This window comes from Ruminiclostridium herbifermentans (assembly GCF_005473905.2).
Classification (GTDB): domain Bacteria; phylum Bacillota; class Clostridia; order Acetivibrionales; family DSM-1351; genus Ruminiclostridium; species Ruminiclostridium herbifermentans.
Genome location: NZ_CP061336.1, coordinates 643,114 through 655,924 on the forward strand (window position 1 = coordinate 643,114; position 12,811 = coordinate 655,924).

Here is a 12,811-nt window from a genome sequence, read left to right on the forward strand (position 1 = left end):
GTTGTTTATAGGAACTGTTACAGATCTTGAAATAAGCGAATTTTTTTACTCATGTAAGGGGGCATCTATAAACATAAAATCATAGGGGATTTCTTCACTGAAAATTTCAAATAGTGACTTGCTTGCTTTTTTGTCAATATCAACAAGAACATATTCTTCTAATATAGCAATAACCTTGCCGTAACCAATAAATTTGTCGTCCCTTGTAATTGCTATAAGGTCATCCTGCTTAATAAAATCTCTTTTTTCACATTGAACTATCATATATTCACCTTTATAGTACTTTTTCTCACTTTCTATATTAATGATTATTAGATATATGAATATTTATGTAGTGTAAGAGTATTTATAAAGAAAGCGGCACTATTATTTATATCCGTTATTCAAAATAATTATGCATTAATGGAAAAACTATTTTAAGCCGATTAATATTGTATAGGGATATGAGTGGTGCCATAGGCACGTTAATCTAAGGAGGGATTTATTATGATAACAGGAGTAAACTCTAAACCAATAGCAAATCAAAATGTGTGTGCAAAAAAACAAGAAAAAACAAAAGAGATATCCAGTGATACTTCTAAAGATACTGCAGTTGTGCTAGAATTGGGAAAATCATCAGAAAATACTGCAGGAGTCTATGGAAAGCCTGCTACTTCGGTAAAACCTACATCAGAGGATAAAATAGAAAAGAAAACAACCGCAGCTAATGCGGAAGAAATTGAAAGATTATGGGCTGAAGCAAATAGAGCTACACAAAACTTGAGAGACTTGGTGGAACAGTTACTAAAGAGTCAAGGTAAAAAATTTCATGATGTTTTCTCTGGAAAGGATAGCTTGGAAATCGATGAAGAAACAAGGGCTGCTGCTCAACAAGCTATTTCAGAGGATGGAGAATGTGGTGTACAAGCTGTAAGTGACAGAATAGTTGCATTTGCAAAAGCAATTTCTAATAATGACCCAGAAAAGTATGAAGAACTAATGAAAGCCATAGATAAAGGCTTTGCTCAGGCAGAAAAAGCACTTGGTGGTCAGCTGCCTGAAATATGCAGAAAAACTTATGATGAGGTTAAAAGAAAAATGGATGAGTGGAAATCTGGAGGAGATGTAAACAATACAGCTGAGAATGTTTAAATTCCAAAGTTAAAATAATTAATATTACAAAAGCCGTTCCATAAATAAGGAACGGCTTTTGCTCACATATACATATATATAAGTGCTGGGGACACTATATAGCAAAGAAAGAAAATATAATCCACTTTTTTAAGTGGCGGTACTGCTTTGGTTTTCAAGCAATAAGAATATCCCGCGCTTCATTGAAACGCCGAAAGTATAATACTTATTCTATTCAATACGTAAGGCCTTGTATTCACCAGGCTGCAGAGATATTTTAAAATATGTGTTTCCGTTTCTGCTTATTCCATCAAATTGAGGCTCAATATGGCAATTACTAGGTTCAATTTGAGATAAGCGCTGGTCTTCCTTGTGTACCACAACCGTGAATTCAACATTAGTTTTTCTGAAGGATTCAACGATAAAGGTATTATTGTCATATACAAAAAGACCAATATTTGACGGTGCTTCTAAATGAACAGGCAGATTAATTGATGCAGTTTCTCTTATTAAGTTCAATACAGCCTCAGGATAGCTATACAAGTCTCCTGGGTTATCAGGAATAGTCAAAACATAAAGCTTACCTTTGCTATATTTGTTTTGTAATAACACCGCATGATTATTAGAAGTATGTATTCCAACTGCCATTTGCCAGCTGTCATTTGTTTTAAAATCAATATGTGGCATTAGAATTTCTTTTTCAGAATAATAATAATCCTTGAAAGCACAGTACATCATATGAACGGCAAATTCTTTTACTATTGATTTTTTATCAGTATAATTTATTACAGCTATATCAGAAAGTTGCTCGTTAAGAACTCTAAGTAAACCAGTAGTAATCATTACAGAATTACCATCACATAAGCTTTTTTTAATTTTATCAACGATATCTGAATCCTTTTTCGCACTTTCTGTAAGAAGAATAAATCTGCTCTCTGCTGGGTATTCTGAATATGGTTCAAGGGGTAAACCTAGCATACCAAGGTATCCGTGAATAAAATCCTCGCCGTCAGAGTTAAAGGGCTTATAGCATGAGATTCCAACAGGCTCACCAATATGTCCCATAAGCTTATCAAATTGCTCAAATACAAAGCCAGCAAGTGGAACGTAAAGCTTGTAATCATATGCTAATAAACCGGCACAGAAAAGGGTTATTTCCTTAGCCTTAGAGAAAAGGGTCATATATAATTGCTCTACGTAAGTATCTAAGGTGCAATCAAAGGAGTCAAACCATCCACCTAAATTTTTACCGGGGTTTATGTTTTCAAAATATCTCATTATAAAGTAACCGATATATCTCTGCAGAACCTGCTGCGTATATTGTGAATCACGAGTTTCTGTTCCGGTATAAAAGGAATCAAACAAATTTGCTTGAGCCTTTGGGGTATAACCAGTAAACTGATGGTGATCATACCAGTTTGGATATTTTATTATCATATTTATATTTGGATTGACTGCTTTTGCTGTACTCATAATTTCAGAAGATACTTCTGCTAACAGCTGTGTTCTGAAATCAGCCCAACTTTTGCTTCCCTTAGCTTCAATACATGAATCGCATTTGCAATTAGTAAAATAAAAATCGTCTAAAATTATTTCGTCAAAAATACTAGCTGTATATGCGACTACTTCTTTTAATTGCCTTCTTTGTTCAGGATTACTATAGCAAAAGGAACTAAAATCCCAAGTATTATTTGTTTTGGGAGTTGTAGTGATAGCACCTGAAACTTTAATGCCCTTTTCTTTAAAAAACTCTTTGCAGAAAAGCATATTTTCCTCTGAAAGAAAAATACCGCTACGATAGGTCTCTAGATAAACCTTTCCAATTTTTATATGCTTGGAAAAAAATTCAAAGGAGGATTCAAAAGCATTATCTTCCTTAAGCTTTAATATATCAAATGCGTTGTAAAAAATAGCTGTACTAAAATTTTTGTAGGACATATATTATACCTCACTAAGTATTATAATTATTTTGTAGACTTCATATTAGCTATAGTTTTAAATTAGTACAAATGCTTTGAATCATTTAATTTTAGGATATATTATGTATTTCTTTAACTCAATTATAGATAGCATATAATAAAATATCTCGTCAAAGGTTGCTGTATATTACTCAAATATTGCTTTTTTAAATTCTGATGGAGAACAGCCTTTTACTTGCTTAAAAACTCGGTTGAAGGTCTTTATACTGTTAAAGCCCGAGTTAAATGATATTTCTGATATAGAATCAGAGGTATTAATAAGCATATTTACAGCTTTGGATACCTTGTAGTTGTTTATATATTGTCCTAAGGTCATACCAGTGGTATCTTTAAAAAATCGAGTGAAATGATACATGCTAAAGTTGGCCGATTTTGCAACATCAGCTAGTGAGATTTCTTCCTTGTAATTTTCATCTATGTATTTTGTTACCTGTTCAAGTATTTCCAGCTTTTTCATTTGTTTGTTCAATTGAGCAGAGCCAAGCTTTTCATTTGGTATATAGCGCACTATTCCAGCTGCAATGTCATAGAGTCTGGCACCAACAAATAAATCATAGCCGGATTGTTTTTCTTTTTTTTCTCTATAGATACCTAAAATTTGTTTCTCGAAAAAGCTATGAACGCTAAATTCATTATTTGTATTATTAATATATGGAATGTGAGGGTCTAAAATTTTTATTCCCGTTAAAAGGTTTGAAAGTTCCTCAAATAGTGCAGGCTCAAAGATAAGGATAATTCTGTCACATTTTTGAGGCTGCATTATAAAATAGTGTACTTCTCCCATGCCCACAATAAAAATATCTCTATTATGTAAAGTGTATGTGGCATTGTTTTGGCCAATTTTAAGTTCTTCACCTAATACATAAATTATTTCAATTCTTTCATGCCAGTGAGGAGGAAATTCTTGAACATCAGTATTGAATATATATATTGGAAATGGTTCAGCATTATTGTTGTAAATTTTTTGATGATGTGCTTCCATAGTTAATATCCATCCGTATTTGGTAGAGCACAATATTTTACGGCATGGAATCCTCAACCTCCCTTTAACCCTATTTTATTTAACAGTGATTTTAAACCATAACGGAACACTATAGCTTAGTGTATATTTTAATATACCACTCCTATGTAACTTTTAAGCATATACTAACATAGAATATTTTATATATAAAGAATCATATATGTCTAGAAACATATTATGGTAATATATGCATCTTTTTAGTTTTCGATTTGGAACGGAATAGGAAGTAAGAAGCTTCATAAATAGTATTGGTTTTGAAGAACTTAATCCGTTGCTGCTGCAAAAATTTATAGCACGGAATCAGTATTGGTTTAACTCAGAACTTTAGGTAACCATTATACATGGTTAAGGTCAGCTAAGACCGTGATTGCTTCTGATTTTATACTAAACTTGGATGAGGAAATTAAATATACATTCATTTATATATTATTAGCTGCACTGCTAATCTTAAACACTTATTACTTTAAATTATGAAAGATGAACATGGTATTTAGAACATGTAAATAGAATAGGCAATACCATTAGAGAATTAATAATATTTTAGCTTCTGCATTGGGAAAGCCGAAGGGAGGACGCAATTTGTATAATATAAATTCATTCGGAAAGTATTCAAATAATATAAATAATGTTATATCATTTGCTATTGGTGACGTTAACGGAGATGGTATTCCTGATTATGTATATCTCACTGGAAACAAAATTCAGGATAGTTCATTTATACAAGATATTACACTCAATATAAAGGATGGTAAGACAGGACTCATACAGAACTTTAAGCTTGCATCAAATTCGGGATACAGTCCTGCAATAATTTTAGAGGACTTCACTGGAGACAAGGTTAAGGATATATTTGTAAGCATAGCCTCAGGTGGCAGTGGGGGAATTATGTTTTACTATATATTTACTGATATAAATAATCAAATAAGGATGATTTTTGATTATGAAATCTACAATAATAAATACAGCTATAAGATAGAGTATGAAAACTATTACAAAGTATCAGTAATGAATATTGAACTTCAAACAAATTATATAATAGATATAACCTATAAAGGTAAGGATTATTTAAATGATATATATATGCCAAATGGAGAACTAAAATCTCCTATTGAAGGATGGGTTGACCCATTAAGCGGCCTATATCCTGTTGATTTTGACGGAAATGGTATTTATGAATTATTAGGTTATCAAAGGATATCAGGTCAGTATCATGCTGATTCTTTAGGGTATGTACAAAGCGTACTAAAATGGAATGGAAGGAAATTTTATTTAATGGATCAGTATGTTGCAATATTTGGAGCAGAAGTTGATGAAAAAGGATAAAAACTACATATAGTATAGACAGGAGAAAAATACTAAAAAATATACAATTTTATTTTCAAAATTGTAATGTTTTTTTAGTATTTTTTACATATACATTATCGTTGAAATGATATAAAATACATACCGATGAAAATAATTCATTCTAGTTGGCGGAATTATTTCCGCCAGCTAGTCTTAATATATTTCTTCTTGAAAATTCTATCCTTATGCTGAAGTTTTGGCATAGGGATTTTTTATATTTTAAATTAAAAAAAACAATAGCCTAATCCAAGCTAAAGGTTTGTTGTGTATGGTTAATAAATAATAATAAAAACGGCAGACATAGTGGAAATGGTTGGAACCTTCAACGTTTTTGAATAATAGATAATGGTGAAAAATGCTGCAAAAGGGTACTGTAAGAACGAGTAATTTTGGTAATAAATGGATTTAATAAAAATTAAATAAAAATAAAAATTTCTATTGACATAAACCATCTTCTTTTGTATAATGTAAAAGCACGTTGCGAAACGGCAAATTTTATGGCGGCGTAGCTCAGGGGCTAGAGCATTCGGTTCATACCCGACAGGTCGTAGGTTCAAATCCCACCGCCGCTACCATAAATAAGTGATAAAATGTATCACTTATTTCGTGGCCCGTTGGTCAAGCGGTTAAGACACCGCCCTTTCACGGCGATAACAGGGGTTCGATTCCCCTACGGGTCACCATTTGGGAGCTTAGCTCAGCTGGGAGAGCATCTGCCTTACAAGCAGAGGGTCATAGGTTCGAGCCCTATAGTTCCCACCAAAAAGATTGCATTTTAATGCAATCTTTTTTTATGTACAGAAATTTATATATTATCATTATACGTTGATAATAGAATAAGTTTAAAAGATGGCTATTTGCAAATTAAGGTTATTGTATAATATAATTATATAAGCTAATCATGGTGTGTATTTGAAAGGATAGAAGCAGATGGATATAGATGAAAGCTTAATAGAAAGAATTTTAGCAAAAATTTTTGAGAAGAAAGTGTACATGGATAAAAAGCAGATTAACTACTATAGACTTGATTTGGTTGAGCGAATTACAAAAAGACTTGCATCATTTCATGATGAATGTAAGGACTGTGAAGGCTTTATTGGCAAACTTGAGAATTATATTGACACAATTGGAACTAATACAGATAAGCAAACTAAAAGGGAATATGATAAATATTTAAATGCAATTATTTCACATTTTGCTTCTAAACATAAACTTGTTGATGATAACTATTATTTGTCCACATATATGACAATTGGAATGATGTTTGGTATGGTATTTGGGGCAGTAGGTATTATTGGTGACTCTAGTAACATGGGAATAGGAATAAGTATAGGACTTTGTATTGGTGTAGCTTTAGGAGTAAGCCAAGATGCCAAAGCAAAGAAAGATGGAAGAGTTATATAGGCATTAATATCTTATGAATCAATGCTTCTAAAGCCTTTGCCAATAATTTCAGATGTATTGCTGATTGTGATAAATGCAGAGTGGTCTACACTTCGTATAAAGGTACGAAGCTGTATAGCTTGCCTTCTGTTTAGAACTGTACTAATTACTATCTCCTGTTTATTAGTAAATGCACCCTCAGCCTTATATATAGTTGCTCCTCTATTAATAGTATTTACAATATAGTTTTTAATCTCATCAGGTTTTGAACTTATTATTACCATTAGTTTTTTTACATTTAAGCCATCTATTACAATGTCAATCATAAAGGCTTTAATAATTAGCCCTATAATAGAATACATACCTATTCTAATTCCAAAAACAGCACCAGCTCCTGCAGCAATTAAAAAATCTGAGAGTAATAAAGTTTTTCCAATATCTAGCTGAGTTAATTTACTTATTATTTTAGCTATAATATCTGTACCACCTGTAGATGCGTTGCAGTTAAAAATAATTGCTGAGCCAACTGCTGGAAAGATAATAGAATAAATTAACTCTAGCATAAGATCACCTGTTAATGATGCTTTAATTGGGAATATGGTCTGAATAAGCCATACAATACCTGATAACGCAAAGCTTGAGTAAATTGTTTTAGAACCAAAATCTCTTCCAAGGAAAAGAAATCCCACTAGCATTAATAGAATATTAATTATAAGCATCATTGGACCGACGTCAATTCTTGGAAAGAAGCTGCTTATAATAATTGCTAAGCCGCTTACCCCTCCAGTTGCAAAATTATTGGGGATTTTAAATATACAGATACCAATTCCCACTAGTATCAGCCCTATATTAATTAGTAAAAAGTCTTTTGTAAAATTCTTTATTTTTGTCATATAGCTACTCCTATAATTTATGTGTTGTTAATGTTGATTTTCAACCTATAGTAATTAATTAAGCTTTCCTAACTTTAACTAAAATCAAGTACCATACAAATATCCGATGATATCGTCTCATAAGTCATTAGTTTTTATCGTAATTGTGCTTTTGTTCCTGATTCAGTTTGGGTTTGTTTTATAGCTTTTACTTGAAGAATCTAAAATAACTTTAATTACAAGTATGTTTTTAGTCAATTGCCCGACAGTAATTACTGCCTGTGCATTGATACTAATATTTTTATAGTTTGCTCAAGTATATATTTGCTTATGCCTGTGCTTAAACTAGATTGTTTATATATGTGGGCGGATATATTATTTAAGGATAAACTTCACAATAAATTGAGTATTTAGTCTAGTTTTTAGTAGAAATTATTCTATGCTTTTTGGTATTTCCTATACAACTAGAGTTTTTTAATTATGAAAATATAAGACTTTGACAAATGAAAAGTCAAATTACTGCTTAGTATAATTTTGATTATGTGATAACAAACAATTAATAAACTTTGGTATAATTCGATTTTTCATTGATAGGGTTGCGCCTATTTTTTTGGTGGTTAAATGATATTTGAAAAATAATATCAAGGCAACAAAAAACTTTTCGACAGGGTGCATCAAAAAAGAATAACGTTATGATTACAATTTTGTTTTAATCAAACTAGAAATACTTAAATTCATGTTATAGTTGTACAGCAATTTGATGATACATGTCAAAAACATATTATTTCCCTATACCAAATATGACAAATAATTTTTATTGCCCGCATTATAATCATAAAGTCAATTAGGGTTGAAACTTTCGAAGCGATAGAATATCGTTTTTTTAGCCGACATGTGCTTTCAAGCGTTTATTTATAGGGGTCAGCGATTGGGTTATAGGAAGTGACTTCATGAGTCTTTAACCACTAACCCAAATTATCGTCCTATATTATCCATTATTCAGCCAGTATTGATTGACTTAAGGCAAATGAGGTGCGGTTTTGGATTAAGAATTATAAGTAATCCAAAGAACTCAAAGCATTTTATAGCAATAGTTATATAGTGCTGCCATAATAGAGTTTTTAAGAGATTTTTTAAGAGGTAAATAATAATTAAAAAACAAATGATAAAGTACAGGGGGAACAATAAAGATGAAGACAGAAACACTTCCGTATAAAAATATTGGGGGCTTTAGTTCTGCTGAACGAAAAAAGAGCAGAAGTGCAAAACTTTTGAGTCTGCTTGACTATCTGAATAAGGCGAATTTTTTTATCTTGCCCATGGCTTTTTTACTAGGAAGAATCACACTTTTTGATGGACGAATGCCATTTGGTATTGCAATTTATGCAGCAACATTAGGAATGAATATTAACAGGATATTTATATCAATTGCAATTTTTGCTGGGATGCTATCATCTGGTTCAGCATATGAAAATGAACTCTTCTATAAGCTAATTACAGCTTTTACTGCAATGCTTTTGATAAATGCAATTAATATTCCGTTTAAGAAGAGTGTAGGTTCACATTTGAGAGTCGGAATTATAACCTTTATAGGTCTATTAGTACCCGAAATTTTGTTTATATACTTACAAGGCTTCTATATGTATAGCATTCTTGAAGCATTGTTAAACGCATTTATTATTTTTGCACTTGTATTTGTATTTAAAAATGTAATGGGAGTGTTAGATAGTCCCACAAGGATATACAGCCTTACAAATGAAGAAACATTGAGTATAGCTATTGCATGTGCATTGGCTGTAAGCGGTTTGGGGCCTTTCTATATTTATGGAGTAAGTCTTAGAAATGTTTTGTGCATAATAATAATACTTATTTTTAGCTATAAAGCTGGTACGGGGAATGGCACTGCAATTGGTGTGATTGTAGGAACTCTAATAAGTATTTCCTCTGAGACATCAACTGCTATTGCCTCATTTGCTTTTTGTGGACTAATTTCAGGAATTCTAAGAAGCATGGGCAAGGTTGGATGCTGTTTAGGCGTATTAATGGGAGATGCAATATTGACGTACATTATTACAGGTTCAATTGAGGTGCTTATTATATATGAAATAATTATATCAATATTAGTCTTTCTGCTAATCCCAGAAAAAGTTATGGATGCTATTGTTAGCAGATTTGATACCAAGTTATTTTCAAAAGGAGATAAAAAAGGATATAGCGCTAGAATCAAAGAGATAACTGTTGATAAATTAAACAGGTTTGCAATTGCATTTGGCGAAATGGCTAAGACCTTTGATGAAATATCTGAAACTAGGACTATTACAGAAAAACACGATATTACAGCAATATTTGATAGAGTGGCCGATAAAGTATGCAGAGATTGCAGCTTATGTACCCATTGCTGGGAACAGAACTTTTGTAACACTTACCAAATTATGTTCAAAATAGTTGAAAAGTTAGATAGCAAGGGATGGATTGAACAAGAGGACATTCCTAAATATTTTTTGGACAGATGTGAAAGAGTGGAAGAATTTGTGAAGTCGGTAAATAATGTGTTTGAACTGTTTAAGGTTGATATGGTTTGGAGGAATAGGGTTGGAGAAAGCAGAGGCTTAGTGTCACAACAGTTGAGGAGTATGTCAAAGGTGATTTCTAATTTAGCTAATGAATTAAATAGAGATATTGATTTTAAGGATGATATAGAAAATCAGCTAATATTGGAATTATCAAAAGCAGGTATGAAAAATGTAGAGGCTATTGTATATGAAAATCGATATGGTAAATATGAAATTACTTTATCCTACAAAGGATGCGGTGGAAGAAGAAGCTGTATCGGAAATGTTGAGAAGGTAGTTTCTGGGGTAGTTAACCGCAGAATGCTGAAGGATGGTAGTGAGTGCGGACTAAATGCAAAAACTAACATGTGCACCATTAAGCTTGGTGAGGAGGAAACCTTTAAAGTAATTACTGGTGTAGCAAGAATGTCAAAGCATGATAAATATGTTTCTGGTGATAACTATACTTTTATAAATACTGGCGATGGCAAATATATAGCAGCCTTGAGTGATGGAATGGGAACAGGGCATAAGGCATGTATGCAAAGTAAGGCAACAATTAATTTAATTGAGCAATTTATGGAGTCGGGTTTTGATAAGGATACAACAGTTAAGCTTATTAACTCACTTCTAGTTCTTAAATCTGACGATGATTCCTTTGCAACCATTGATATATCTGTTGTGGATTTATATGAGGGAGAAGTGGAATTTGTGAAGGTTGGGGCAGCACCTACTTTTATCAAAAGAAATGATTTTGTTGAAATAGTAAAGACAGCATCGCTGCCAGCAGGCATTATGAGTGATGTTGAACTGGAATTGGTACATAAAAAAGTAGATAATGGTGACTTTCTTATAATGCTTTCTGATGGAATTATTGATGCATTTAAAGCCACTCCAGACAGTATAAAAGCTGTTCAAGGTATTTTGGAAAACATGACTAGCAAAAATCCTCAAAAAATAGCAGATGATTTATTAGAAGAGGCATTATGCGCCTGTGATGATAAAAAACCAGTTGATGATATGATGGTTTTGGTAGCAAAGGTATGGAAATCTAAGTAATTTGTAATTGATAATTAGTATTTGTGTATAAAAATAGTAAACTTCCATAAACTACTCATACTACTATGTTTATATTTAAAAATAGATGAACTATTTTTTAAATTACTGGTGAAGAGGTGTGATGCAGAAGCTAGCCACTCATTGCTAGATAGAGTAGTTAAAGTAGATAAAATACTGCGTACCTCCCACAATAGATTCGCTCTAATGGATGCTTGCATGGGCGTGGGGAGGTTAGTAGTAAAAAACATTTGCGGACTACGTCCTATCGCCGCAGATGCGGCTATTTTAAAATGTGATACTACATTTTTAAATGCAAATTAGTATAAATATTCTTGATGGAGGATACTATGTTTGATGGGAAATCTAAAAAAGTAATATTCATTAATGACATTCATTCTAACTTATTTGAATCGGCTATATTAGTTTTAAAAGAGGAAAAAGACAGAGAGGAGAAATGCCATATTTTCAATTCAGATAAGAGAAACAATGTTAGAAATGATTTTATTCTGAAGGAGGCAGAATCAATCATTAACAACTATATTAAAGAAAATAAGAGCAAGCTTGTCCCACAGAAGAAGTCAACAAAATCAAACAGTGAATTTATGAAAAATGTAATAATTAACTCAGCTTTGATAGGAAGTGTTGTTGCAGTGGTTTTCCTTTTGTTAAAGCTGTTTTAGGATTTTAAAGCGGCTTTATCAAATAATCTGTAGTAATAATGATATCGCTCTTGATTTTAATATATTATATATATTATTATATGATATGATATGTGTATAACAATCTTAAGGAGCATATATGAAATTGAATTTTAACAAGTTAATAGATTTCTTCTTACTAAAAAAAGACTTCTATTCAAAACTGAATGATAAAATTATGTGGCTCTACGTAGGCATTGTTTTTGTTGGCTTACGGGATGTATTTTTCGTTGCCCTAAACATGAACTCAAACAATGCAGAATTTAAAAATAATTTTATATTAGATTTTAAATCAATAGGAATGTTGATTTTAACAGCTTTGGTGGTAGGCTTTTTAGATTTAATTGCTTTTTCATATCCTGCTTTTGATACAATTAAGCATTTTAAAAATAGAAATGAGAGCAAGTCCATGTCTTTGGTTATGATATATTCCAGCCAATTGACAAAGGTTGCAAAGTTGTATGCTATAGCTAATGTCATTGTCACACCTATACAATTATTGAGTTATTTTATTGGGAACATGGCCGGTTCGTACAATTTTGAAATACTTATTTACATATCCTTATTGCTGGAGATATTAGCATATTTTTGGTTCAATGGAGCTATAACACGTGGCTTATGTGTACTTTTTAAACTTCCAAATAACATCAGAGGAATTGTTTTTGTCCTTGTATTTATCTGGAATGCATTGTTGGGTCAGGCTATAGTTTACCTGCTCAATCTTGTTTTAGTTAGATTGTAGTAAATTTTTTTGCAATTATATTCAAAAAAGCAATGTTTGAATATTGAACTG

The 12,811-nt window shown here is 31.8% G+C and carries 10 protein-coding genes and 3 tRNA genes; 9 read left to right on the forward strand and 4 right to left on the reverse strand.

The genetic code is table 11. From position 1 onward, the window contains the following. Positions 1 to 45: 45 nt before the first annotated feature. Complete coding sequence (locus EHE19_RS02725) at positions 46 to 264, reverse strand: hypothetical protein (RefSeq protein ID WP_137697503.1); 219 nt, start codon at positions 262 to 264, stop codon at positions 46 to 48. Between the two features lie 222 nt (positions 265 to 486). On the opposite strand from EHE19_RS02725, the gene EHE19_RS02730 reads away from it, so the two are divergent. Next, positions 487 to 1,131: a hypothetical protein gene (locus EHE19_RS02730; protein WP_137697504.1), complete on the forward strand. Its 645-nt coding sequence runs from the start codon at positions 487 to 489 to the stop codon at positions 1,129 to 1,131. Between the two features lie 210 nt (positions 1,132 to 1,341). Here EHE19_RS02730 and EHE19_RS02735 read toward each other — a convergent pair whose 3' ends face one another. Further along, on the reverse strand, positions 1,342 to 3,048 hold the full coding sequence (locus EHE19_RS02735; RefSeq protein WP_137697505.1) for a permease: 1,707 nt from the start codon (positions 3,046 to 3,048) through the stop codon (positions 1,342 to 1,344). Positions 3,049 to 3,216: 168 nt separating this feature from the next. Further along, positions 3,217 to 4,071 carry an AraC family transcriptional regulator gene (locus tag EHE19_RS02740; protein WP_137697506.1) on the reverse strand — a complete coding sequence of 285 codons (855 nt, stop codon included), beginning with the start codon at positions 4,069 to 4,071 and terminating at the stop codon, positions 3,217 to 3,219. 618 nt (positions 4,072 to 4,689) lie between these two features. On the opposite strand from EHE19_RS02740, the gene EHE19_RS02745 reads away from it, so the two are divergent. The 5 genes from EHE19_RS02745 to EHE19_RS02765 all read left to right on the forward strand — a co-directional run bounded on the left by EHE19_RS02745 (position 4,690) and on the right by EHE19_RS02765 (position 6,858). Beyond that, on the forward strand, positions 4,690 to 5,433 hold the full coding sequence (locus EHE19_RS02745) for an FG-GAP repeat domain-containing protein (RefSeq protein WP_137697507.1): 744 nt from the start codon (positions 4,690 to 4,692) through the stop codon (positions 5,431 to 5,433). Positions 5,434 to 5,953: 520 nt separating this feature from the next. Beyond that, positions 5,954 to 6,029: transfer RNA gene (locus tag EHE19_RS02750), tRNA-Met, on the forward strand. 33 nt (positions 6,030 to 6,062) lie between these two features. Further along, positions 6,063 to 6,137 (forward strand) — tRNA-Glu (locus EHE19_RS02755). Between the two features lie 3 nt (positions 6,138 to 6,140). After that, positions 6,141 to 6,216 (forward strand) — tRNA-Val (locus tag EHE19_RS02760). A 168-nt stretch (positions 6,217 to 6,384) separates the two neighbouring features. Then, on the forward strand, positions 6,385 to 6,858 hold the full coding sequence (locus tag EHE19_RS02765; RefSeq protein WP_137697508.1) for a glycine zipper domain-containing protein: 474 nt from the start codon (positions 6,385 to 6,387) through the stop codon (positions 6,856 to 6,858). An 11-nt stretch (positions 6,859 to 6,869) separates the two neighbouring features. On the opposite strand, the gene EHE19_RS02770 is transcribed toward EHE19_RS02765, so the two are convergent. Continuing rightward, on the reverse strand, positions 6,870 to 7,730 hold the full coding sequence (locus tag EHE19_RS02770) for a YitT family protein (protein ID WP_137697509.1): 861 nt from the start codon (positions 7,728 to 7,730) through the stop codon (positions 6,870 to 6,872). A gap of 1,169 nt (positions 7,731 to 8,899) precedes the next feature. On the opposite strand from EHE19_RS02770, the gene spoIIE reads away from it, so the two are divergent. The 3 genes from spoIIE to EHE19_RS02790 all read left to right on the forward strand — a co-directional run bounded on the left by spoIIE (position 8,900) and on the right by EHE19_RS02790 (position 12,760). After that, entirely contained in the window at positions 8,900 to 11,320 is a 2,421-nt protein-coding gene (gene spoIIE, locus EHE19_RS02775) for a stage II sporulation protein E (RefSeq protein WP_137697510.1), read from the forward strand. A gap of 347 nt (positions 11,321 to 11,667) precedes the next feature. Next, a complete protein-coding gene (locus tag EHE19_RS02785; protein WP_137697511.1) occupies positions 11,668 to 12,000 on the forward strand; it encodes a hypothetical protein in 333 nt (110 codons plus the stop codon). A gap of 118 nt (positions 12,001 to 12,118) precedes the next feature. Then, complete coding sequence (locus EHE19_RS02790; RefSeq protein WP_137697512.1) at positions 12,119 to 12,760, forward strand: hypothetical protein; 642 nt, start codon at positions 12,119 to 12,121, stop codon at positions 12,758 to 12,760. The last annotated feature ends 51 nt before the right edge of the window (positions 12,761 to 12,811 follow it).

Coding starts and splice junctions, on each gene's coding strand:
- EHE19_RS02725 (WP_137697503.1), bottom strand. CDS start 264: ATGATAGTTCAATGTGAAAAAAGAGATTTTATTAAGCAGGATGACCTT.
- EHE19_RS02730 (WP_137697504.1), top strand. CDS start 487: ATGATAACAGGAGTAAACTCTAAACCAATAGCAAATCAAAATGTGTGT.
- EHE19_RS02735 (WP_137697505.1), bottom strand. CDS start 3,048: ATGTCCTACAAAAATTTTAGTACAGCTATTTTTTACAACGCATTTGAT.
- EHE19_RS02740 (WP_137697506.1), bottom strand. CDS start 4,071: ATGGAAGCACATCATCAAAAAATTTACAACAATAATGCTGAACCATTT.
- EHE19_RS02765 (WP_137697508.1), top strand. CDS start 6,385: ATGGATATAGATGAAAGCTTAATAGAAAGAATTTTAGCAAAAATTTTT.
- EHE19_RS02770 (WP_137697509.1), bottom strand. CDS start 7,730: ATGACAAAAATAAAGAATTTTACAAAAGACTTTTTACTAATTAATATA.
- spoIIE (WP_137697510.1), top strand. CDS start 8,900: ATGAAGACAGAAACACTTCCGTATAAAAATATTGGGGGCTTTAGTTCT.
- EHE19_RS02785 (WP_137697511.1), top strand. CDS start 11,668: ATGTTTGATGGGAAATCTAAAAAAGTAATATTCATTAATGACATTCAT.
- EHE19_RS02790 (WP_137697512.1), top strand. CDS start 12,119: ATGAAATTGAATTTTAACAAGTTAATAGATTTCTTCTTACTAAAAAAA.